Here is a 24,057-nt window from a genome sequence, read left to right as displayed (position 1 = left end):
AATTTAAGGATGCAAAGTTAAGAAATTAAAGGCTAAAATCCAGTTTTGGCGTATAATCATCGGACAGGCGCGGCTTTTAAGGGTAAAGAACGCAGAGTTTCAGCCACCGGAGCAGGCGGGTGCAAAGGACAACGCCAGCGCGGGCTTGCAGCTTGTGCGGTACATAAAGCTACACACTAGTATACGCCCGCAAACGTAAAAAACTTCCTCTGCGTTCTCTGCGTATTCCTCTGCGTCCTTTGCGTTTAAAATAACTCGACATTAATATGACGCATGCTTCAAACCTAAACCGCTATTAACTGTATATTTGTAAATACTAAAATTATATGCTCAACAAATACATGCGCCGGGGCATCTGGCTGATACTTTTAGGTGTAGCTTTTATCGTGCTGGGATATTATCTTATGCAAGGAGATAAGTTCAAGTACGGCTGGGCCATGATCATTGGTACCATAGCTTTCGGTGCGGGCTTCCTCAATATCGTTTACAGCCTGATCCGGAAATTGGACAGGAAGGCTATTTTGGAAGAGAGAGCAGGGGAAGAGGAGAAAACGGTTGAAACTGAAAACTGAAAACTGAAAATGGTGAAAGCTGAGAACTGAAGACACAAGTTGACACAGCGTTTCTAACTTTCAGTTTTCAGCTTTCAGCTTTCCTCCCACTTCTCAAATATCCCAAGTTTCCCCCTTCATCTTCGCCCGTCTTTTCAGTTTGCGCTTATCGAGCAAGATCAATAAAGCGGGCAGGAGGGTAAGGTTTGATACCAGGGCAATGATCAGTGTAATGGAGAGTAATAATCCCAATATCATCGTACCGCCGAAGGTGGATGCCGTAAAGATCCCGAACCCGAAAAACAGTACCAGTGCAATATAGGTCATGCTTACCCCCGTTTCGCGGATGGTGTCTGAAATAACCCGCGCCGTACTAAGGTCGGTGGACTGCAGTTCCTGCTGGTAACGCGTTAAGAAATAGATGGTCTGGTCTGATGCTAATCCAAAAGCAATGGTAAAGATCAGGATGGTTGAAGGTTTCAGCGGAATATTAAAGAAACCCATCAGCCCGGCCGTGATGATCAAAGGGATCACATTGGGCAGCAAGGAAATGAACATGATGCGGAGATCCCTGAATTGGGCGAGCCTGAGCAGCGATATCAGCACAATGGCCAGGATAATACTTTCCATCAGGTGTGTAAGCATATAGTCGGTTCCCTTTGAAAAGATAATACTCGAACCGGTAAGCAGCACGTCAAAGCGGCCTGGATTTAATATCGAATCTATTCTTGGCTTCAATTCCTCGAGCAGGCTGTTCATTCTCTTAGATCCCACATCAGCCATCTGGAAACTTACGCGTGCCACTTGTTTGTTGCTGTCGACGAAGCCTTTAAGCATATTACTGTTGCCGCCCGAATTTCCAAGATAGCTCAGCACGAAATTCTTCTCCATATCATTGGGGATGCGGTAGAATTGCGGATCGCCATTGTAGAAAGCCTGGGAAGCATATTTAAGGGCTTTGTTTAAAGATACCGAACGTGAAAACTCCGGATAGGCTGTGATCATTTCCTCTACACGGTCAACTTTCTTGATCGTAGACAGGTTCAGGATGCCGTTCTTCTTTTTAGTGTCAATACTAAGTTCCAGCGGCAGTATACCCTCAAAGTTTTTTTCAAAGAACTTAAGATCACGGTTAATAGGCGAGTTTTGCGGAAGATCGTCAACCACATAACCATTTACATTTATTTGCATCACGCCTATAAGCGAAATGATAGTGATCAGGGAGGTAACAATATAGATCAGCCGGCTTCTATCGTGAACCAGGACATCCGTTTTAGCAAGAAGGCGATGCAGCAGGTCTTTATCATGTTCTTCCTGCGGTCTCAGCTTCGGCGCCGGCAGGTAACTAAAGATAACGGGGATCAGGCACAGGCAGATGAACCAGGTAAACATCACATTGAGTGCCGCAACCAGGCCGAATTCCACGAGTAAAGCACTGCCGGTAAAATATAATACCCCGAAACCAATGGCGGCAGTAATATTAGCGATCAGGGTAGTTTCCGAGATCCGCAGAATGGTAACATGCAAAGCTTTGGCTTTGTCACCATGCTTTCTCAGTTCATTATGATATTTGTTAAGCAGTAAAATACTGTTAGGGATACCGATGATGACAATAAGCGGCGGTATCAGGCCGGTCAGCATTGTAATTTCATAGCCAAACATCACGAGGGTACCCAGACTCCATATAACTCCTGCAATGACCAGCAGTACCGGGAACAGCACGGGGTAAAAGCGCCTGAAAAAGATAAACAGGATGACCGCCGCCACAACGATAGAAAGGCCCAGAAAAAGCACAAACTCCCGTGATACCAGTTGACTTACGGCTGTCCGGATAAACGGCAGCCCGGAATAATGGACCTCTATATTATTCTTTTTGCTGAACGCATCGGCTTTCTCACGAATTGTTTTGATGATCGGCGCGCGACGGCTCGAGTTGAGTACCTTATGATCGAAATTGATAGCCATAAGGGTGGCATGGGTCTCTTTATTATAGAGTAGTCCCTCGTAAAAAGGGAGGTTGTAGATCTGGTTTTTGAGACTGTCCATTTCGGCGTCACTGCCGACAGGGCGGGGGCTCAGTGGGCTAAGCACGAAGCGTTGATTGCTTGTATCTTTGGACAAGTTATAGAGGCTGCCAATAGACAGGACGTTTTTAATCCCTTCAAGCTTACCCAGTTCATTGCCAAGCTGCTGCCAGTCATTGAACTGGTCTTTTTTCAGGAGATCGGGCGAGCTTACCCCTAAAACCATCATATTTCCATCTTCGCCGAACCTGTTTTTAAAGTCATTATACTTAATAAAAGCGGAATCCGACATGGGCAATATTTTACTGCCGGTATAAGATAGTTTTACAGAACTTGCTTTCCAGCCCATAAATGCAGTAAGCATGAAGAAGAAAACAAGGATTAAGATGCGGTTCGAGAGTATGAACCTGGAAAAGTTATTCCACATGCTGCACGTTTTAAAGTAGAAAGCCCGGGCGCAAAACTACAAAAATTCTTAATTTGGACGGGGGAATAAATTGGGTGAGTATTGAGCCAGGAATCAAGAACCAAGAGCCAGGACTTCCACACGACGCACTGGATGGGGTATGGACAGTTTACAGATTTTCTTAGCCGTCCTGCCTGACAACAAACAACAAAAACCAATGAACAAATTCATAAAAGGCTTTTATTTTGCATGGAAAGGACTTGTTTATGCGTTCCGAACCCAAATCAACTTTAAGGTAGAAGTAATTGCGGCATTATTTGTCATTGCTCTTTCTTATAACCTTGATCTTGACACAACTGAATGGCTATGGATCTGTACCGCAATAGCAGTAGTGCTGATCACCGAACTTACAAATACAGCGATCGAAACTCTCGTGGACCTGGTCTCACCGGAATTTAACCCTAAAGCTGGTATAATCAAAGACATATCTGCATCGGTGGTATTGATCGCCGGACTTTTTGCGCTTATAATTGCTATTCTGATCCTTTTACCTAAGATCTTCCATGCTGCATAAAACCCGGGGCATCGTATTTAAAGTTACCGACTATTCGGAAAGCAGTGTCGTCGTGCAGATCTTTACAGAAAAGTTTGGCCTGCAATCGTACCTGATCAATGGTGTAAAAAAGCCGAAGGCAAAGATCAGGATGAACAGCCTGCAGCCGCTGCACCTCCTTGATATGATCGTCTACCATAAAACATCAGGCAGTATTCAGCGGGTATCCGAGCTGCGGCATCAGCCGGTTTTTCAAACGATCCCTTATGATATCGTGAAAAGCTCGGTCACCATGTTCCTGAACGAGGTTTTATATAAGTCCTTAAGGCAGCACGAACCCGATGAAGTGATGTTCGAGTTCCTGTTTCATGCAATCGAGATACTTGATAGCCTGAGTGCGGGACTGGCCAACTTTCATTTATACTTCCTGTTGCGCTTAACCCGGTTTTTGGGATTTTATCCGGACAAAACATTAGCATCCCCCGCTGCCTGGTTCGACCTTAAAAACGGAAATTATTCTAAAGCACAGCCACCGCATGCTTTAATTATTGAGCCGCCCCTCACAGCTTTATGGATCAAGATCCTGAACTCGAACTTCGATAATTTGCAGAACTTGCATATCTCCTCTGCCGAACGGAAGGTATTGCTCGACAAAATCCTGATATATTACCAACTGCATGTGGAGGGTTTCGGGCAGGTGAAATCGCATGAGGTGCTGGAAGAAGTGCTTGGTTGAGGTGAAAGGGGAAAGTGTTGAATACCGGCCGGAGTTGATGTGACCTTATATATCTGTCCTTTAGATCAAACGGCGCCTTAGACCTGGTCTTGCTGAGCAATATATCCGAGGATGATATTTACATTTTCTTATACAGGAGCTGCACCGAACTCCTTCAATATCTGACTGCAATACCATTCCTGCCGCGGCAGGTGGAATGGCCCTTTATACATATTCCCCTTGGCGGTTTGTGCCAGGCTGCCATCCCGGTGCAGGTAGCCGAACCACTCGCCGTTCTTCTTGTCGTGGAAATGATCATAAGAGTAATTGTGCACCATTTTATGCCATTCGGCGTATTTATCATTTCCCGTCATCAGGTAGGCCAGCAGGGTAGCGATGATCACCTCATTATGTGGCCACCAGAATTTCATATCCTGCCAGTACTCTTGCACCGGTTTATTATGAACATCCCTGAAATACAGGATACCTCCAAACTCTTTATCCCAGCCACGTTCCCACATATAATCAAGCATTTTGCAGCCTAACTGGATCAGATGCGGATCATTATTGCGATAGCGTGCTTCGTGCAGGATAAACCAGGCTCCTTCTATGGCATGCCCGGGGTTGAGCGTGCGGCCATCAATATGATCGATGATCGAACCGTCGGGAGCCACCTGCTCCATCACGCAGCGGATGTCATCTTTCACAAAATCGCGTTCTATTTCGGCTATCCACTTATCGATCCACTCGTCACAGCGCGGATCGCCAATCGTTTCGCGCAGCTGCTGGGCAGTGTTCATCATGATCATGGGTACCCCGATGCCTTTAGCAGGGCGTGTATCAGTAAATTTTGGAGGTAAGATGCCGGGTGTAGTCGCATATTCAATGCACTTTCCAAACAGGTATCGCGCCTTTTCGGCAGCACGCTCATCCCCGCTGGCTTTCGCATAAGCAGCATTAGCAATTACAGCGAAGGTCTCTGAGAAGTAATACCGCCTCTTGCGGAGGGGCTTACCCTCGCGCGTAACGTGGAAAAACATTTGTCCGTCTGTGTCAAAACAATGCTCATTCAAAAAGTCAATGCCTGAACGGGATGCTTCCAGCCATTCCTGCCGGGGTTCGAAGCTGTTATAAAGTGTAGATAAAAGCCATGCTGCCCGGCCCTGAATCCAAACGGCTTTATCGTCGTCGATCAGGGAGCCGTCCTGGTCGCGCATGAGCAAATAGCCCCCGAATTCTTTATCCACCGAGCGGGGGAACCAAAAGGGTACAGTATCTTCTAATAATTGCTTTTGATAAAATGATTGAAGGTTCTTGAGTTCTTCGGATGAATATCCCATGGTATCAGGCTTAGTTTATTGGTATGGAAAAAGTGGAGGCAGGCAAGCCGGCTTCGTTGACCAGGTTGGCCCTGCTGAAGGGCTGCCAGGCGTAGCGAACGCTTTTGGCGCCACCCTCCGGGATACGCAAGTATACGTGTTTCCCGTTGATACGGGCAGGCACCGGAACAGATATGCCTTTTTCTGTGAGCAGCTCAAAGCCAGTTAAGGTTTGATTGCCGCTGGCTGAAAGATCCCGCGCCTCGCTAAAGGCAACGACAATTTCATTATTTTTCTTAACTGCGCTGGTAGCCACAGGGCCACTAGCAGTCACAGGCCGGTGATAGGTGTTTTTTAGAGCCAGCAGTGCTAACCGCTGACCAATCTCCTTCTTCCGGATGGGGTGTACATCCAGCGAATCACCCATGTCGGAACTGACCACCATACCAACATTCGGGATCTGGCTTTGCAGTTCACGCTGCATGTTCCGGAAATGGGGCCAGGATGGCCGCGCGATCGAGGAGAGCTGGACGTAGTAAAAGGGAAACTCCTGGTTCCAGCTTCCGCGCCAGCTTTCAACCAGGGCTTTGAACTGGGTTTCGTACAGCTCCGCGTTATGGGCATTGCTTTCACCCTGGTACCAGATGACACCCTTAATGGGCGAGCGGGTAAAGTGCGAGATACCTGCCTCATAATTGTAAGCAGGTTCGTAGGGATGGCGCTGATTGACCAAGCCTGAATTCTTCAGATTCTTATCTGCACGTTCCCTTACCCAGGGCATGATGAAGTCGGATTTACGCCAGCCCGACAGCAGGTCCACCAGCTTCTCATTATGCTCCAGTGTTTTCCTGTCGATCCAGGATTCAATCCCTGAACCTCCTACAGCTATTTCGATCAGTCCCACCGGCACATTCTCAGATTGCTGGATCTGTTTCCCGAAATGATAGGCGATGGCAGAAAAGCCTCCTGCCGCCGAAGGATCGGAGCTTTGCCAGTTCCCCGCAAAATACTGGAGCTGGTTGATTTTAGCCAGGGTTGTGGAATCCCATTCCGTATTATGAGTTTCGCGTAAGGAATGCAGCTTCAGTAGGCGAAGGTTGTTATTGGAGGCCTGCGGCAGTTCCCTGGCAGCATCGGCCGAATTCTTTAATTCAAAAGCCATATTCGACTGCCCGGAACATAGCCATACATCTCCGAGCAGGATATCGCTTACGGCAACATTTTGCACAGATGTGCTGACTTTAAGAGTATGGGGGCCACCGGCGGTCATGGGCGGGAATATCACTTGCCAGTTCCCATTGGAGCCAGCAAGGGTAGTTAATGTTTTATCTGCAAAGCTTACCTTGACCTTATCCCCCGCATTGGCTGTGCCGTAAACAGGGATTCCCTCGTTGCGCTGCAGAACCATGTGGTCTCCGAAAATGCGTGCAAGTTGCAGTCCTCCGAAATCACCTGTGAGAGCCTGGTAAACCGTACGGGCAATAATTGCTGCGCCTTCCTTGTCGGGATGTACGTTGTCGGCAAATAGGTCAGGCCGGTTATGCAGTGGCTTGTTGAGATCGATCAATTGTGCCCTGTTTGCCTTTGCTATACCAGGGATCAGCTCCTGGATCTGCCAGTACCAGTCGCGTGTGCCCGACCTGAAACGCGGGTGGCCGCTGAAGATCGGTGTCAGGCGGCTTACGAACAGTTTTACCTTCGGATTTTCTTTTTTTAAGGTATCCAGGAGCCAGGAGTAATCGGCTTCAAACTCATCTTTATACTCCGGCCAGTTCCGGGGGTCGGTATCATTCAATCCTAAGTGAATGATGGCAATATCCGGCTTAAGATCCAGAGCCGCTTCAAATTCAGGGGTTTTGAAATAGGGGCGATGCCCTTTCTTAAGCAGGGTGGCTCCGCTGCGCCCGAAATTACTAACCTGGTATCTGTTTCCGAGCAGGGTTTGTAAAACCGAGGGATAGGAGTCGCGAGAGGGATCTTTTAAGCCCGCCCCGAAGGTTACAGAATTTCCTATGCAGGCTACCTTTAAGGGTGCTTGTGCGAGGGCTCCGGAGCAGACAAACAGCAGTGCCAGCGACAGGAATAATTTAGCCGGATGGAACATCTTATTTTATAATATCAGCCACAGGCACACGCATAAAATACAGATCTTTTTCGCCCTCATAAAGGATCCCTATCGTTTCATCATCTATTTTACTAAGCGCTGAATAACCATACGACAGCCGTTCATCCAGCAGCAGCTCGTTAGCCGGCAGCCAGGTTTCACCCAGATCCAGGCTTGCCTTAATGGTCAGATCTTTACGTGTCGTTTGGCTGGCCATGTTACTGAAGAACAATACGTCCTGCATTTTTCCTTTCACCCTGACCCTGGCCTTAATGATGCTTGCCATACACACGGGGTCGGGCAGCGCCTGGTAGGAAGTATGATGTTCCAGCCAGTTTGCACCCAGGTCTTTGGTCGTCGCGATGCTTCTGTACTTCCCACGGTTGTCACGCATATTCAGCATGAGCGTTCCTGGCGTCGTTTCTACCACCTGGCTTTCGGTGGTATTGGATTTGGCGCCGATCCCGCTCTTCCAGGTCTTACCCTGATCCTCACTGTAAATGATAGCAGAGTGAGGAATACCCGGCTTTTTGCTTTCATCCCAATATTGGGAAGGGAAAACAAGGGTTCCGTTCTCCATGGCGATCCCGTTGCCCGGGCCGTTAAAGTATAAATGCCATTTAGGATCCTTTACCTGGCTGGTAATGCTGTAGGGCCTGGACCATGTTTTCCCATCGTCGTCGCTGCTAACCAGCACAAACTGCCCGGTAATATCAGGGGCGAGCCCGGGTTCTGAGCCCGCTATCGAGCGGTTACCCTTGCTCCATAAAGCGGCCACCCAAATCCTTTTGGTAGCCGGATCAAACAGCACGGCCGGATCACCGATCCCGCTGTTCTCCTGCGGGCCGCCCATATCCATGATAATTTTCATGGGCTCCCAGGTTTTCCCACCGTCCGTACTCCGATTCATTCCCACGTCGATATTGGCAGGCAGGTCCCTGGAGTTGTCGTAGCGGATATCATACACCGAGATCAGCGTGCCCTTATCGGTAGTGGCCATTCCCGGGATGCGGTAGGTATTCACACCCTCGTCGCCCGCCTTACGAAGGGCAAGGGCCAGCCTTTTTTTGAAATTGGCCTTTCCGCCATCAGAGATCTGGTGTTGCTCTGAGTTATTAGTGATGAGCGCCTTGCTGCGGATGCTGATCTCCCGGGCTATGTCGGCATCGGCTTTTAGCACGGGGCTGATCCAGATATAATGTAATCCCGGTTTGAGATTCATGCTAACCGGGATATCCATGCTGGCCGACAGGGTAACCGCAGAGCCGAGCAGACTGGCATTTCGTAAGAAATTATTGTCAGTACCTCCCATTGCATAGACATCGATTTTCTGAAGAGCCTGAACTGCATTTCCGTCAAGTTCCAGCCGGATGGCCTGGTAGCTGCGTTCCGGGCCTTCGGCTACATATACCCGGATCTGGATGGCCTGATTATAAGCCATGCCCCTGATCAGCGGCGCATCAATATAAGTGGCAGAAAGCCGTGATACTTGTACAGGCTGGGTTTGTGTAAGAGGTGAGCAAGCCTGTATGATCACTGCCAGAAGCAGGAAGGCTGTAAAGTGGTTTCTTATTTTTTTATACATGATGATCTCAATAAAAAGAACATTTTTTTTTATTATCAAGCCTCTTAATTGGGCGAATCTATAAATACTTCCGGCATCGGCGCGGGCTTTCAGGCACGCAGCTTAGGCGGTGTTTCTGAAGCTCCAAAGTCATTGAACTTCGGCCGCAAAAATATGATCTGAACAAGCAGGGCCAGCAGGACAATGCCGGCCAGCATCGCGAAATCCTTTCCGAGATTGCCGGCATCAGTTGATTTTCCGAGGAGGTTGGTGATATAGGCTCCTGCAAATACTCCCGTCATGTTCATGATGCCATAGGCTGTGGCCCGGTATTTCGGGGATACGAATTGGCAGAGGATGGGCATATTGTTGGCATCGAACATTCCGAAACCAATCCCGAAGCACATGCCGGCTCCCACAACGTGTACAAGACTGTGTCCATAACCCAGCAGCAGCAGCGATGGGATGGTTAAGCCGAGGCCAATGGCACTCGTATAGATCCTTCCCCGGAGGTTGGTCTGCACCCAGCGATCAGATAAGATTCCGCCAATAATTACGCCCAGGAAGGATGAGGCCGCGATAGTGATCGTGGACAGCGGACCGGCCTGCGACATCGGGATGCCAAGGTTCTCGGCAAAGAGCGTAGGAAGCCAGTTCTTGGTTGCCCAGCCCGGCAGGCTCGGAATCGTAAAGTAAAACAGGATTATCCAGAATGAAATGTTTGTAAACAGGAGAGCCAGGCCTTTAAACACTGGCGATTTTTCTTTGATGATGATACTATCCGGGGCTCCTGCCTCAATTTCAGAACCTTTCTTTTCTTTTAACAGGAATACAAGGAAGAATGAATAAACGATCCCGATCATTCCGAAGACATGAAACGTTGTCTGCCAGGTGTAATTCACTGCGATAGTTGCTCCAAAGCCACCCAGAGCCTGTCCCATGTAAAGACCGGTCATATGAATGCCTATGGCCAGCGAACGTGTTTTACTGCTGTGGAAGTCCGCGATCAGCGATAATCCAGCCGGGATATAGAGCGCTTCACTTACTCCCATAAGTGCCCTTAATATATAAAGTTGGTTGAAGGTGGTGGCGTAACTCATGGCGAAGGTAACGGCCGACCACACAAACAAGCTGCCTACAATTATCCACTTGCGGTTAAACTTATCAGCAATAATTCCCGACACGGGGCTCATAAAACCGTAGATCCACAGAAAGATCGCCATCAGGTAACCAAAGTTCGTCGCTGATTGCAGTTCAACAATATCGATCTCCATGGCAGGCTTCATAGTAGAGAGCATCTGCCTGTCCATATAATTCAGCAGGGCTACTACCCAAAGCAGGGCGACCAGGATCCAGGGATAATGTGTTGAGTTCTTCATTCTGAATTATTTAATACTTCCCAGCGTAACATCCGCGGTGCGCACCCCTGGTCTGACCTCGCCGTTAGATAAAACAATGTGTTTGCCCCATAAAGCAGCGGTCGTGGTTACCCTTGCCGGGAAGGGCAGCGTACCGATCTTCCCCCAGCTATTGGTATGGGTGTCATATACTAATATGCCGCGATAAAAACCCTGGTGCCTGGTAACCAGCTGATTCTTCGCGGCAGTGAGTTCAGCCTTCTCCCGGGCGGTAGCCGCTTTTGAAATCCGGGAAAGGTAGGTTTCGATCTGGTGAAATACTTCACCGTCATCGCCGCCCATGACAAGAAGGTAGCGACCGGAAACTGCCACTCCCGTTCCTGCAGAGAAATTCATGATCTTTTCTCCATCAGATACCGGAGCTCCTGCATGCCATGTCCGGCTCCCCGGCTCATAAATATAGAGGCTTGAACGGAGTACACTGATTCCTGAAGGGTGCTTTGAGCGTCCGCCAATCACATAAATATTGATCCCTTCCAAACCGTTCTGCGTGAGGACAACCGCGTTTGACAGCGCTGCAGGCAGGTCGGGCAGGATATCCCATCTGGTCGCGCCTGAAGCCAGGTTCAAACTGAAAAAGCGGGATGATGAAAGTAAGGCTCCATCACCGCCAACAGCGTAGACCACGTTTCCGATATTGGTAAGTGAGATGTTTGTCAGGGCTGATGGCAGCGACGGAAGTGCCCGGATCCCGATCTTACCGGTCGAAAGGTCTACCGTTAAGAGAAAAGTTTTATCGGACAGTCCTGCATCATTTTCTCCGCCGGCGTAAACGACACCCATGGGGGTGCTGGTATTCCCGCAATAAGCAATGGGCTCCGGCAATCTCGAAGTGATATTTTTATTCCATGAATATTTTCCATTCTTCTTATGAAGCACATGGATCTCATCCGAATAGTGTTTTTTACCTCCTTCCCAGGGCATTTTCCCCGGAAAGTTAGCTCCGCCTGCAATTATCATCGCTTTGCCGCTAACCGCGTGGATAGCTCCGGCAAGACCGATAGATGCGGCTTCGTCTTTTCCGGGAAGAATAGCAATTCTTTTCCATTCAATAGCTTTAATCGCTTTCCTCTGAGGAAATGCCGCGGTGTTTACTAACATCATTAGAAGGATTGAAAAGGAAAAATATCGTTTGGTCATGGATTAAAGAGTCAGTTCTGCCTCTATAGATTTAAATTTATCAAAGTCTAAACCGGCCACGTCTGCCTTGAAAGCTTCAAACTGGCTGGCGCTCATATTCTTAACGGGAAGCCTGAATTCGCCGCAGTCTAATCCTGCCACTTTCATGTAAGCTTTACCGACCGAGATACCGCCGTATTTGCCCAGCAGGCGGATCATGTCGATCGACTTCTGCTGCAGTTCAGCGGCCAGCGTCAGGTTATTGTTGTTAAACGCTTCTATCAGTGAATAGTACAAGGGAGCTGCATAATTAAAGGTACTGCCTACCGATCCTTTAGTTCCTAATGCCAGGGCCGAAAGCATATTCTCGTCGCGTCCCCAAAGCATATCATACCGGCCGTCGCGGAACGTCATGCACGACTGGAAATCCATAAAATCCTCGTGCGTATATTTTATACCTGCGAAATTGGGGATCATTTCATCTACCGCATTCAGCAGGTCGATCATGGCCACATTCACGCCCGACAATACCGGGATGTGGTAATAATAGAAGGGCATGTCTGGTACGCTGTCGGCCACAGCCTTACAGCATTCAGCTAAAACTTTAGCATTAGCAGGTTTAAAATAGAAGGGCCCGGTGAACGAGACAGCGTATAAGCCGATCTCGCGGGCATGCTGCGCCAGGTCAATACAGTCGGCAATACAGGTGCCCCCCAGGAACATCATTACCCGGAAATCCTTATCGTGATTTGTGCAGGCGGCCCAGGCTTCTGCCACTTGTTTTTTCTCTGTTAATGTAAGTGAAACCCCTTCGCCGGTTGATCCACAGATAAAGGCCCCGGTTACATCGTTTGCCTTCAGGAATTTATAATAAGCAGGAATGATCGACAGGTTTAGATTTCCCTTACTGTCCATAGGGGTAAAAGGAGCAGATATCAAACCTTCCAAATGGTAAAATGACATATTTTCTGATTTATATAATTTAAGTATGTGCCGTTGGAAATTAGGTATAAGTTAAGCTTTCAGCGTGAAATAACCATGCCGTAAAGCCTTCTGGTTCAAGTAAAATGATCCGGAATAAAAGTGATTAACACCCTTACTCCGGATCATTAAAAATCTAAGGTTTGGTGGTTGCGTAGCCCGGGGTTTGGTTAACCAGGGGATCGTTGGTCCAGATGGCACGTTCGATAGGCCAGAGAGTCTTATGAGTTTCTGTACCCTTGGTAAGCACCCCATAACTGTGATTGGTGCTTTTGAACACCAGCGGATCTGATCCGAACTTCATTCTGCGCAGGTCATACCAGCGTTTCCCCTCATAGACAAACTCTTTGCTGCGTTCTGAGAATATCGCCAGCTCATTAGCATCCTTGCTTCCGCTGACAAAAGGAGTAGGGTCTGCTGCAGGAGCAAAGGCGCGGTCGCGTATCTGCTTGATGAAGCTGGCTGGATTTCCACCTTCGGCATTCGTAATTTCTGCCAGCATCAGGAGCCTGTCAGCTTCGCGGTAAACCGGCCAATCGTCAGTGAAATACTTCTTGTTGGTGGTGGTAGCTGCGTCAGGTCCGATAAATTTCACAAGGGCAGTATTCCTGATCGTTACCACGCGCGGGTTGACCGCTGTGTTCACTTTATAGTAGTCATAGAACGTCGCATTTCTCCGGTTATCTGCCAGCTGGTAAGTTTGGAACAGCTCAAAGGTGTAGCCATAACGCTGGATGATCTGCTGCGAGTTGGTTTGAGCGATCTTTAAAGGATCAACCAGGAAATTACCTACACCTGCACTCACTGTAGAATCTTTATAGTGCTGCCCGTCGAAGTTGAACGTAGAATAAAGGAACTGCCCGTAGCTCGGCATCTCTGCCTCTCCAACATTAAAGCGAATAGCGAATATGATCTCATTATTATTCTTTTGCTTGAACACATTCGCAAAGCTGGCGGCAGTGCCGGTCAGCAGGCTGGTACCGGTTACTGCATTTAAAGCGGTTTTAGCTTCAGCCAGATCAGCCGTATTATTGTATACTTTAGCCGACCACAGGTAGACTTCGCCCTTCAGCATGTGGGAAGCTTTTGGCGACCATAAGCTTTTATCTGCCGGTGAGGCAGCGCCGCCAAACAAGGTTATCGATTTATTCACATCATCCTTAATCACCTTCAATACTTCCGCTTCGGTTGCCCTGGCTTTTCTTAGTTCGATAGGATCTGTTTTACCATTCGAAACTTCAGGTTCCAGTCGTATAGGTACGCCGCCATAAGTGCGCAGCAAATGGAAGTAATAGTAAGCCCGGAGTGCATAAGCCTGGCCCAACAGGTAGTTCTTTCTGGACTCGGCAAGGAAACCGACCTTTTCTACCTCCTGTATAAAGAGGTTAATCTGCAGGATAGGACCATAAAAGCCTGCCCAGGCAGATACGCCGGTCGAATTTTCAGAAAGATCCTGCTGGATGATCGGCAAGTCGTTCAGGGACGTATTCTGACGGTCGACGTTGCTTAAGCCACCACCCCGCATCTCGCCGAGGCGGTAGAACTGGAATTGCTGGTTTCTGAATTGAGTATGGATCCCAGCCATGAAGTTGTTGACCTGGGATTCATTTTCCCAGAAACTGCTGCTGCCAAAGTAATCTTCGGGGGCAAGTTCCAGGGTTTTTTTACACGATGCCGCACTGACAGCAATTAACGTTGCCAGTAGTAAATATTTGATCTTATTCATGGTTGTTCCATTAAAAAGTTAGGTTCATTCCGAAGATCACCCTCGTTGGAATGGTGTACGCACTGTTCTGTGATCCCGCACGTTCAGGCAGGTTCAGTTGTTTATTGGTTATGTAGCCCAGATCCTGGCCGGTAGCCGTCAGCGTCAATGCCGATATCCTGGCTTTCTGCAGTAAGCTGCTTGGGATCGAATAGCTCAGCGAAACCTCCCGGAAGGCAATATACCCGGAGTTGACCCAGAACATATCGCTTGGACGGTCAAAGTTCTTGGCGTTTAGCTGATCTGCCCAGGTGTATCGCGGGAATTCAGCTCCCGGGTTTTGGGGCGTCCAGGTGTTTTTTACAACATCTGTTGCGTTGAACTCACCCTGGAAACTTCCCAGTGCCCACATCTGCATAAAGTCCATTTGCTTGTAACCGGCTGCATAATCGATACGGGTAAACAGGCTGAGTCCTTTCCAGGATACACTAGTGTTAAAACCACCTGTCCATCTCGGGATACTCCGCCCTAAGCGAACCATATCGCGTGTATCGATAGTATCGTTGCGGTCAAGGTCTTTCCACATCACGTCGCCTAAACGGGTGGCGATGAATGTTGGCGAGGCTGCATTCGGATTCAGGTTCTTTGAGGCGATCAGCGATGAGCTTGCTACCTTTTTACCAGCAGATGCCCCGTACCATACCATACCGGCTGCAAGGTCAACTTTATTGTACTTGGCGAGGTCGTCGGCAGTACGGATCAAACCATCACTTACAAATCCATAGATCTCGCCCGGTTCTTTGCCTTCCTGCAATCCTTCTACCCAGATCAGGCGTCCGGTTCCAGGATCGTAAACCTGGCGGCCTCCCTGACGATTGTTCTCATTCCCGTTGAAGGGAAGCTGAAGCACCTTATTCTTATTCCAGGCTGCATTCAATCCTACCTGCCAGGTTAAAGGTTTGTTACGAACTACCTTATAAGTAGCCTCGAATTCAAAGCCCTGGTTGCTCATCGCCCCATTGTTAGTGCGCACCGAGCTTACCCCGGAAGACGTAGGCAGTAAAACGTTGGCCAGCTTATCAGTGGTTTTACGTCTGTATGCGGCTACTGAAGCATAGACCCTGTTGTCGAAGAAGCCCATATCCAGGCCCGCTTCTATTGTATTAGATTTTTCCCATCGAAGGTCAGGGTTGGCCGGTGAATTCAGGAATCCGACCGTTCCATTGTAAGCTTGCTGAGGACCGTAAGAGCCCTGGAGCTCATAAAGTCCGATGGCATTGGAAGTACCTATACCTATATTACCGTTCTTGCCCCAGCTGCCTCGCAGTTTCAGGAACGACAGCCAGCTACGGGTCGATGCCATAAAGCTTTCATTATGAGCGAGCCATCCCAGCGAGAATGCAGGGAACGTGCCGAACTGATTATCGCCGATCAGTCTCGAAAATCCGTCTCTTCTGACAGTGAAAGTTGCAAGGTATTTATTGTCGTAATCATAATTAGCCGTTAGGAAGGAAGATAAGATCCGCTCCCTGGCGTGATAAGAATCAACACCTCTCGCTCCCACACCTGCCACGTCGTTGACGGTCAGCGCCAGGTCTGCGAAATCATCTGTTGGGGCCAACCTGCCACTTGCTCCCAGACCATGCTGGTAAAAGCTGAAGTATTCAAAACCCGCGGTAGCGTCGATGTGATTTTTACCCAGGAAATCCTTTTTATATCCTGCAATCGCATTATACGTTTGCCTGGTAATACGGTCAAAACCAGCGCTCGAACTGCGGTCCCTGTTCCATCCGGTTGCTGGATTCGTCAGGCTCATCACACCCGTCCGGAAGTCGCGGTTAAAGTTTTCAAATACTTCTTCTTCATAAAATAAAGTACCTGAAGCTTTGAAGAACAAGTCCTTTGTCAGGTCAACTTTAAACGATTGCTGCATGGTGAACTTATCATTCTGGTTGCTGCGTTTGTATTTATCAACGTTGATGACAGGGTTTCCGTCAGAAGCATCCCGTCCCAGCAGCAGGTCGCCGTTTATATTCGTACCTCTCATGGTTGGAGGTGCCGAAAGCATCCGTCCCCAGTAATTACCTTCACCATTGTTCAGCGACTGGTCTCTCCAGTTTGCTTTTATAAACTGCAGGTTACTTTCCGATTTCAGCCAGTCCTTTACTTTATAATCACCGTTGATCGTAAAATTCAGGCGGCGGTAAAATGTAGCCAGAGACAGCCCTTTTTCATCGAAAAGGCCCAGGTTTGCATAATAACCTCCACGCTCATTTCCGCCATTCATGCCAATATTGTAATCCTGGCTGAGCGCCTGAGAATGAAGCCCGTAGTCGCCATAATTAAAATCTTTATAGATCAGGTCGGCAAATGTTCCCGCCGGATCGTAGTTGCCCGCCGCATTTGTCGGCACCGCATCCTTCATGGTCATCCAGCCGGCGCCTGAATTCAGGAGCTCCCTGTTTGCATCAGTCAGCCGCATCGTGCTCCAGATCGCACGCGAGTCGTAATTACCATCCAGTATTACCCCTGCAGCATCTTTGTAAAGATTGCCGGTACTTCTCGGACCTACTGCAGAAAGGGATGTTGCAGCGAGGGTACCGTTCTTGATCGCTTCAACAACCCCAAGCCGCGTCCATTTAATATAGTCTTCAGCCCCCAGGAATTCATAGGGCGTATTCAGGTAATTGAGCCCTGTCCTGGATTTTAAGGTGATCGAAGAGGTGCCCGACTTACCACGTTTCGAGGTGATCAGTATAACCCCATTACTGGCCCGGGCGCCGTAGATGGCCGTAGCAGACGCATCTTTCAGTACCTCCATGCTGGCGATATCTTCCGGGTTAATGTCGCTTAGAGAACCTCTTACCTGGCCGTCCATCACGATCAGCGGACTGCCGGTTCCATCGAAGTTTGTTCCGCCCCTTAGTATAATAGTAGGCAGTGAGCCCGGCCGGCCGGTACTCGTAGAAACCCTGAGGCCGGGGATCGTTCCTGCAAGGGCCTGTGCCGGATTGGAGCGCATACCCGTTTCCAGCACCTTTGGATCCAGTTTAGCGATCGAAGAGGTGATCTTAGCCCGGCTTTGAGTGCCGTAGCCTACAACCACAACCTCATCAAGCTTCGACGTTTCCGGTTTCAGCGATACATTGATCGTTTGCGCACTGCCTACCGTAACTTCCTGGTTAACGAAGCCGATAAACCTGAACAACAGCACATCCCCGGCTGCCGACTGTATGGAATAGTTTCCATCCGGTGCTGTCTGTGTGGAAATGTTCTTTCCTTTTACCTGAACGGTAACACCAGGCAGCGGCTGTTTGTCGTCATCCGACACAACCTGTCCGGTGATCCTGCCGGTCTGGGCCTGTGCTGCAGTAAATAGCAGTATGGCTATTACTGAAAACAAGGTCCTCAAGAGAGTAATCTTTAAATTCATAATTCTTTAATTTTAGTTAGTATTATGTATGACATAATCAAAACTATAATATTATATTTGGCTTTCCAAATATTATTTAAAAATAATGTGATCGTTAAATTAAAGTGGAGGTAATGCTAGAGTAAAAGCTCTTTTATAATGGTAAATGGTTGTTATAATAGATGTTAAGGTATAGTCCGGTGTTTTGAGGCGATGTGCCGGACTTTAAAACCTGGCGCCGGTTTTGATTTAATGGAAATTAACCTACCTTTGTTATGTATAACATAATGTCGTAAGAATAATAGACGTATCGGCTTATGCCAACTGTGGTTTTTTGCCCGGGAAGATTTTGGAGAGTCTTTTTTTACAAGTTTCTTTTTAAGTACTTTAGACCTATATGGCGAATACAAAAAACAACGGCAATATTGAGAAGATAGATACTACCTCGCTGGTTGATAAGGTGGAGAAGCGGATCATCGAATTTCTTACCCTGAAAAACCTGAAAGTCGGCGACTCCATCCCGAAAGAGCTGGAGCTCACCGAGGCGCTGGGTGTAAGCCGTACGGTTATCCGTGAGGCGCTGCTGAGGCTGAGGATGATGGGGCTCATCGAATCCAAAAAGAAACGGGGTTCGGTTATTACCAGTCCTGACCTGATATCAATAATTGAAAAAAGTATGGATCCCAGGATCCTCGACAACAATACACTTAAGGAGATCTTTGAGATGCGGCTTGCGCTCGAAATCGGGATTGCCGACCTGATCATAGAGAGGGTTACTCCCAAAGATATTAAGGATCTCCGGATGATAGTAGCCAACGATCCGCCCGGAACTTTTGATACGATGTTTCTTATTGAAGAAGAGATCAAGTTTCACGGTAAGCTTTACGAGATTACCCAAAATGAAACCCTGAAGAAGTTTCAGCGGCTGCTTCTGCCCGTATTCAATTATGTTCATTTGAGCGGCTTGCTGAAAAAGCCGGCACGGATCAAGAAATATGCGTCACATAAAGAATTGGTTGATGTGATCGAAACCGGTGATGCGGAAGCCCTCAGGAACTCCATGCGGAACCACCTGGAGAATCATTTCAGCAGACTCTTCGATTCTGATTAAACCCACCGGGCCTGAGAAGGTCAGGGGCGGTTAATAACCTTTAAGCTGAATAGCATTACCGTAGTAATACTCATCATACTTTATTTGCCGGGTTAAAGGCACTGGCCCTTGTTGTTCCAGCCCTGATCCTATGCCGCAGAAAACCGGCAGGTTTACCGTGATCCCTTAAAGACCCTGATCAGGAATACCTTTCTTACAAATATTAAATCACTAACAATCTCTAAACCAATAGTGTACCATTAATTTTAAATTATTATTTGTAATCAGTCTAAATAAGAATACCTTTGAAAAAAAAGAGCCGCCCAGTTGGTCCTGAGCGACTCGCCCCCAAATAAATGGGGTAGCCCTTAAACACTACATTTAAAAAGCGATGCAAATTAAACAATTTTTGCTAGTGGCAGCACTGTGTGCCATTAGTTTTTTCGCCAAAGCTCAGAGTCCCGGGAACCTTAGCGGAATCTTAAAAAGCAAGTCGGGCGAACCATTACCTGCTCTTACAGTAAAGTTACTCAACACCTCTTTTCTTACTGTTTCTGATAATTCGGGAGTTTTCCTCATTAAGAATTTAACGCCCGGGCGTTATACTCTTTTGGTAAGTGGAATAGGCTTTAAGGCTGCGCAGAAACCTGTGACCATCAATGCCGGGAAAGAAACCGCTGTTTCTTTCGTAATGGAAGAAGAGGGTATCACCATGGACGCCGTGACGGTGACCGGCAGGTCGGTTGTCCAGGAAGCCAACCGGCAGGCTTTTAATATTACGGCTGTTGATGCGAAGCAGCTCTATAACAGCACGCTCGATCTTGCAGGCGCCTTAGATCGTGTTGCAGGGATAAGGGTACGCGAGTCGGGTGGCGTTGGCTCAAACTTTAACCTGTCGCTTAATGGCTTCTCTGGCAGTCATATCCGTTATTTTATCGATGGGATACCGATGGATGGTTTCGGATCATCATTTCAAATCAATAATATCCCGATAAATGCCGCTGAACGGCTGGAAGTATACAAAGGAGTTGTGCCTATCTGGCTCGGGTCTGATGCATTGGGCGGGGCCATTAATATCATCACGGGCAACAATCACCGTAATTATATCGACGTCTCTTATTCATACGGATCGTTCAATACCCACAGAAGTGTTTTAAATGCAGCTGTTACTTCAAAGAAGGGCCTCACTTTCCAGTTGAGTGCCTTCCAAAACTACTCTGATAACAACTACAGGGTTAAGGTTGATGCGGCAGATATCAATACCGGAGCCTATGCGCCGGGTGTGTTTCTTCCCCGCTTTCACGATACTTATCACAATGAAACGCTGATCGGGAGTGTAGGATTTATAAAAAAGAAATTTGCCGACAAGCTGCTCATTGGTATGACGGTTGGGAGCAACTACAAAGAAATACAGACAGGTGCTCGTATGGTATCCGTGTTCGGCGCCTGGCACCGAAGAGGAAATATCCTGATGCCCACGTTCAAATACAAAAAGGATAACCTGGTTAAAGGTCTCGACCTGACCATTAACGCCAACTATAACCTGGGTACTGAAACTAACATCGATACGATGAGTGTCCGGTACGATTGGTTTGGTAACAGCAAGCCGAACGGCACCAGTGGAGAACGGTCAAGAAGCCTGTACCGCTATAAGAATAATAATGGACTGGCTACTGCCATGCTTAACTACCGCATTGGCGAACGCCAGTCGATAGCCCTGAGTGATGTGTTCAATACCTTCGACCGCAAAGGAGCCGACAGGGTAAATCCGGCAACAGTAGATCAGCCGAGGAAAACGCAGAAGAACGTGCTTGGACTGGGCTATACCTATAACGCCGAAGACCAATGGAGCGCTTCTGTATTCGGGAAATACATTACGCAAAGGAACGTACTATCTTCTGCCGGCGCTAAAGCCAGTACCAATAAACTGGGCTATGGGATCGCCGCTACCTACTTTTTGTCCCCGGTATTGCAACTGAAAGCTTCTTATGAACTTACCAACAGGATGCCGGAAGCCATAGAAATATTCGGAGATGTGGAAAACCAGGAGGGCAACCCTAATTTGCAGCCCGAGAGAAGTAAAAACGTAAACCTGGGACTCAGTTATAATTTCGCGGTAAGCCCTGATGATAAATTCATCGTAAACGCGAACGGAATATACCGTCACTCGGACAACTTCATCTACAACCGGCTGAATAATAACCAGTCGCGCCTGGTAGCCGATAACCGTGAGGGGGTGAGGACCCTGGGTGGCGATGCCGAGATCCGTTATTCGCATAAACGCTGGTTCTCGGCAGGCGCAACCTTCACCTACCAGTACCTGCAGAACATGCAGCAATATGAGCCGGGTTATTTGGGCGAAAGCCCGCTTTACCTCGATCAAATGCCAAACATACCTTATATGTTCGGTAACGCCGATGCTTCGGTGTCATTGCCCAACATAGGAGGCAAGGGTAACAACCTCAATATCGGTTACAACCTGTTGTACGTGCATCAATTTTATCTCTACTGGCCAAGCAGGGGCGGTGACAAGCTTGACATTCCACAGCAGCTGAGTCATGACCTGAACGTGGTATACAGTCTCCGGAACGGGCGCTACAATATCGGCCTGGAGAGCAGGAATATCACCAATACACTGCTGTACGACAACTTCAGCCTGCAGAAGCCCGGCCGCGGCTTTTATGTAAACCTTCGCTATTTCTTTAACAAATAATCATAAACAAAAAATAATATGAATCTTAAAACTACACTAGCGGTGCTGCTTTTAGCCGCGTCATTCACGTCATGTTCAAAGAAAGATGGCGAATCCACACCGGACGACCCGGGGAATTTTATAGTAGCGGTAACGCCGGCGGCACAAACGGGCGCGGCAGATTACCTTTTAACAGCATCCAGCCTGGACACAGGTAAGATCTCCACGGCAGGAAACGGCGTTGAACAGGACGGCACATACCGCTACTACGTCACGCATAACGACAAATTCTTCAGCATGCTTTATGGGCAGGGCAACCCGGGCGCTGTAACGGTCTATGATATCCAGGGCGGGAAACTAAATAAGCTGACTAATTTTCAAAGTGAGACCGTGCAAGCCTTTGCACCGGTAAAAGATGATATTTTAATGTTCAAAATATCAAGGAATATGGCTTCTCCCACCTCAACATGGTATAAAGTAAATACCAAAAGCCTTTTGATCACCGGCGAAGGCGCGGTAAATACGCTGGCGCTTTCAGGCAATGGTGAGCTTGCTCATTTCAGCTGGATCAAACAGGTAGGAGAGAAAGTCTTCGCGCCATATTTCAGCATCAATGGCAATGGATTTAATACAAATTATCCTGACGAGGCGTCAATTGCCATATTCAATTACGCGGACATGAAGGTAGAAAAAGTCATTAAAGACACCCGTACAAGCTTCATTGGCCGCTATTTTATGGACGGATTGTCTGTGGCAGAGAACGGTGATGTATACGCATTCTCTTCGTCAGTTGCCACTACCGGCGGACAGCTTAGCTCTACCAAGCCATCGGCGATCACCCGTATCAAAGCTGGCACAAGCGAATTCGATCAGGGCTACTACTTCGATGTAGAGGCTGCCAGCGGGGGAATGAATATCACGAACTGGACTTACCTGGGTAACAACATCTATATGGTAAACTCGAGTGCCAAGGCTGAAAAAGGCGCTTATGTAGTCGGAACAACTGTTGCCATCGTGGACGTTGCTGCGAAAACCTACCGGAAAGTAAGCGGCCTGCCGAATACCGCAGAAATCAAAGTTCTTACAACGAATAATTACACACCGAAAGACGGAAGAACCGGCTACCTGGGAGTTAATCTTAAGGACGGCACTGGTGCGGTGTACAGAATTGATGCAAGCACCGCCACCGCTACCAAAGGCTTAAAGGTTGAGGGCGGAACTATCACTGCAATTCAGCACCTCAGGTAATCAGTATTTAAAGAAAAATGAAAATCAGGGGCCGGGCACCGCAGCCTGGCCCCGATTTTAAATCAATGAATGTTAACAAGAATTTAAAAAATGAAAAAGTTATTTCTAATAATCGCCGTTATAGCAGGTTTCGGCACGGCACAAACAGCTGAAGCCCACGCACTCTGGATCGAAAGCAATTCAAGAGCAACAAAACATAAGGCTCACGAGGTCAACATATTCTATGGGGAGTATCCTTCAGGAGTCAGTGATTCTACAGCCAGGTGGTATTCAGACCTGAAGAACCTCGAAGTCTGGGTGCTCAGCCCAAGTCAGAAAAAGACAAAGCTGGAGCTGAAGGACCTTTCCACCCATCTCAGTTCATCCTTCATTCCTGATGAAGACGGTATCTATTATGTTTCCTCGGTACACACCACAAAGGACCTGGGCGGGACTACCAAATACGAATTCTCATCGGTTGTACCGGTGTTAACCGGAAAGGCGCCTGCAGCACTCACGGTTCCTGAGCAGCCGCTTTCAGTACTGGTGCAGCCAAACGCTTACAAAACAAACGAACTGATCCGGGTGCAGGCCTGGAAAGGCGGGCAGGCTTTTGCAGGCGGCGAAGTATTGATCATGTCGCCGGAAGGCTGGGTCAAAACTGTAAAAACCGATGAAAACGGACAGGTGTCATTTACCCCGAAACTCAAAGGAAGTTATGTGATCGAAACCTCGGACTATAAGAAAGAGGCCGGCGAATGGAACGCGAAGCCATACACCCATACCTGGAAAGGCACTACAGCGCGCATCCTGGTCAACTGATCCAATTAGCCCGGGAATACGATATGATCACAACTTTGTTCTTCATGCAGCTGATCGGTTTTCAGCTCTGGCACATTACCTCCAAGCAGGTTAAGTCCACGGATCCTGCCCTGTTCCTGCGCAGCATTCTCGGTAATCCGCAAAGATCGCGTACTATAGGAAGCCTCCTCATCTTGCTTTCCACCCTTTTATTCGTGGTCAAATGGGGCTGGATGAGCGGTACCTGTGCCGGCATCGCCGGTCTGATGGGTGTAGGGTCACTTGTGGTTACCCTGCATCCATTTCGCTATATCAGCCAAAAAACAGTACTCCTGTTCTACGGCCTCTTTCTTATCCTTGAACTTTTTATTTAAAG

17 protein-coding genes are annotated in these 24,057 nt (G+C 48.1%); 8 read left to right on the top strand and 9 right to left on the bottom strand.

Translation table 11 applies throughout. The features are described from left to right. The first annotated feature begins 326 nt into the window (after positions 1-326). A complete protein-coding gene (locus P2W76_RS01350) occupies positions 327-572 on the top strand; it encodes a signal peptidase (protein ID WP_276345663.1) in 246 nt (81 codons plus the stop codon). 93 nt (positions 573-665) lie between these two features. Here P2W76_RS01350 and P2W76_RS01345 read toward each other — a convergent pair whose 3' ends face one another. Next, a complete protein-coding gene (locus tag P2W76_RS01345) occupies positions 666-3,002 on the bottom strand; it encodes an MMPL family transporter (RefSeq protein WP_276345662.1) in 2,337 nt (778 codons plus the stop codon). 196 nt (positions 3,003-3,198) lie between these two features. Here P2W76_RS01345 and P2W76_RS01340 point away from each other — a divergent pair, with 196 nt between their 5' ends. Both P2W76_RS01340 and recO read left to right on the top strand, forming a co-directional pair. Next, positions 3,199-3,555 carry a diacylglycerol kinase family protein gene (locus P2W76_RS01340; protein WP_276345661.1) on the top strand — a complete coding sequence of 119 codons (357 nt, stop codon included), beginning with the start codon at positions 3,199-3,201 and terminating at the stop codon, positions 3,553-3,555. Beyond that, the gene (recO, locus tag P2W76_RS01335; RefSeq protein WP_276345660.1) at positions 3,545-4,270 is read left to right on the top strand and encodes a DNA repair protein RecO; all 726 of its coding nucleotides are present in this window, start codon (positions 3,545-3,547) and stop codon (positions 4,268-4,270) included. Before P2W76_RS01340 ends, recO begins: the two co-directional genes overlap by 11 nt. 128 nt (positions 4,271-4,398) lie before the next feature. Here the strand turns inward: recO and P2W76_RS01330 are convergent, their stop codons facing one another. The 8 genes from P2W76_RS01330 to P2W76_RS01295 form a co-directional block, all read right to left on the bottom strand. Continuing rightward, entirely contained in the window at positions 4,399-5,589 is a 1,191-nt protein-coding gene (locus tag P2W76_RS01330) for an AGE family epimerase/isomerase (protein WP_276345659.1), read from the bottom strand. A 10-nt stretch (positions 5,590-5,599) separates the two neighbouring features. Next, the gene (locus P2W76_RS01325; RefSeq protein WP_276345658.1) at positions 5,600-7,672 is read right to left on the bottom strand and encodes a GDSL-type esterase/lipase family protein; all 2,073 of its coding nucleotides are present in this window, start codon (positions 7,670-7,672) and stop codon (positions 5,600-5,602) included. A 1-nt stretch (position 7,673) separates the two neighbouring features. Continuing rightward, a complete protein-coding gene (locus P2W76_RS01320; RefSeq protein WP_276345657.1) occupies positions 7,674-9,257 on the bottom strand; it encodes a sialidase family protein in 1,584 nt (527 codons plus the stop codon). Between the two features lie 89 nt (positions 9,258-9,346). After that, positions 9,347-10,615: an MFS transporter gene (locus P2W76_RS01315; protein ID WP_276345655.1), complete on the bottom strand. Its 1,269-nt coding sequence runs from the start codon at positions 10,613-10,615 to the stop codon at positions 9,347-9,349. Between the two features lie 6 nt (positions 10,616-10,621). Continuing rightward, entirely contained in the window at positions 10,622-11,758 is a 1,137-nt protein-coding gene (locus P2W76_RS01310; protein ID WP_276345654.1) for a galactose oxidase, read from the bottom strand. Positions 11,759-11,797: 39 nt separating this feature from the next. Further along, positions 11,798-12,736, bottom strand: coding sequence for a dihydrodipicolinate synthase family protein (locus P2W76_RS01305; protein ID WP_276345653.1), 939 nt, complete (start codon positions 12,734-12,736; stop codon positions 11,798-11,800). A gap of 154 nt (positions 12,737-12,890) precedes the next feature. Continuing rightward, positions 12,891-14,480, bottom strand: a complete 1,590-nt coding sequence (locus P2W76_RS01300; protein ID WP_276345652.1) for a RagB/SusD family nutrient uptake outer membrane protein — start codon at positions 14,478-14,480, stop codon at positions 12,891-12,893. A gap of 10 nt (positions 14,481-14,490) precedes the next feature. Continuing rightward, positions 14,491-17,892: a SusC/RagA family TonB-linked outer membrane protein gene (locus P2W76_RS01295; RefSeq protein WP_276345651.1), complete on the bottom strand. Its 3,402-nt coding sequence runs from the start codon at positions 17,890-17,892 to the stop codon at positions 14,491-14,493. Positions 17,893-18,268: 376 nt separating this feature from the next. Here P2W76_RS01295 and P2W76_RS01290 point away from each other — a divergent pair, with 376 nt between their 5' ends. The 5 genes from P2W76_RS01290 to P2W76_RS01270 all read left to right on the top strand — a co-directional run bounded on the left by P2W76_RS01290 (position 18,269) and on the right by P2W76_RS01270 (position 24,055). Beyond that, a complete protein-coding gene (locus P2W76_RS01290; protein WP_276345649.1) occupies positions 18,269-18,982 on the top strand; it encodes a FadR/GntR family transcriptional regulator in 714 nt (237 codons plus the stop codon). 370 nt (positions 18,983-19,352) lie between these two features. Continuing rightward, a complete protein-coding gene (locus P2W76_RS01285; RefSeq protein ID WP_276345648.1) occupies positions 19,353-21,674 on the top strand; it encodes a TonB-dependent receptor in 2,322 nt (773 codons plus the stop codon). An 18-nt stretch (positions 21,675-21,692) separates the two neighbouring features. Then, complete coding sequence (locus P2W76_RS01280) at positions 21,693-22,901, top strand: DUF4374 domain-containing protein (protein WP_276345647.1); 1,209 nt, start codon at positions 21,693-21,695, stop codon at positions 22,899-22,901. A 90-nt stretch (positions 22,902-22,991) separates the two neighbouring features. Then, positions 22,992-23,702: a DUF4198 domain-containing protein gene (locus tag P2W76_RS01275; RefSeq protein WP_276345646.1), complete on the top strand. Its 711-nt coding sequence runs from the start codon at positions 22,992-22,994 to the stop codon at positions 23,700-23,702. Then, positions 23,639-24,055, top strand: coding sequence for a hypothetical protein (locus P2W76_RS01270; RefSeq protein ID WP_276346073.1), 417 nt, complete (start codon positions 23,639-23,641; stop codon positions 24,053-24,055). The genes P2W76_RS01275 and P2W76_RS01270 overlap by 64 nt, the downstream gene beginning before the upstream one ends. Positions 24,056-24,057: the final 2 nt, after the last annotated feature.

It is taken from the genome of Daejeonella sp. JGW-45 (assembly GCF_029360805.1).
Taxonomy (GTDB): domain Bacteria; phylum Bacteroidota; class Bacteroidia; order Sphingobacteriales; family Sphingobacteriaceae; genus Daejeonella.
The sequence above is the reverse complement of the archived record's forward strand: the minus strand, read 5'-3'. Positions and strand labels throughout refer to the sequence as shown.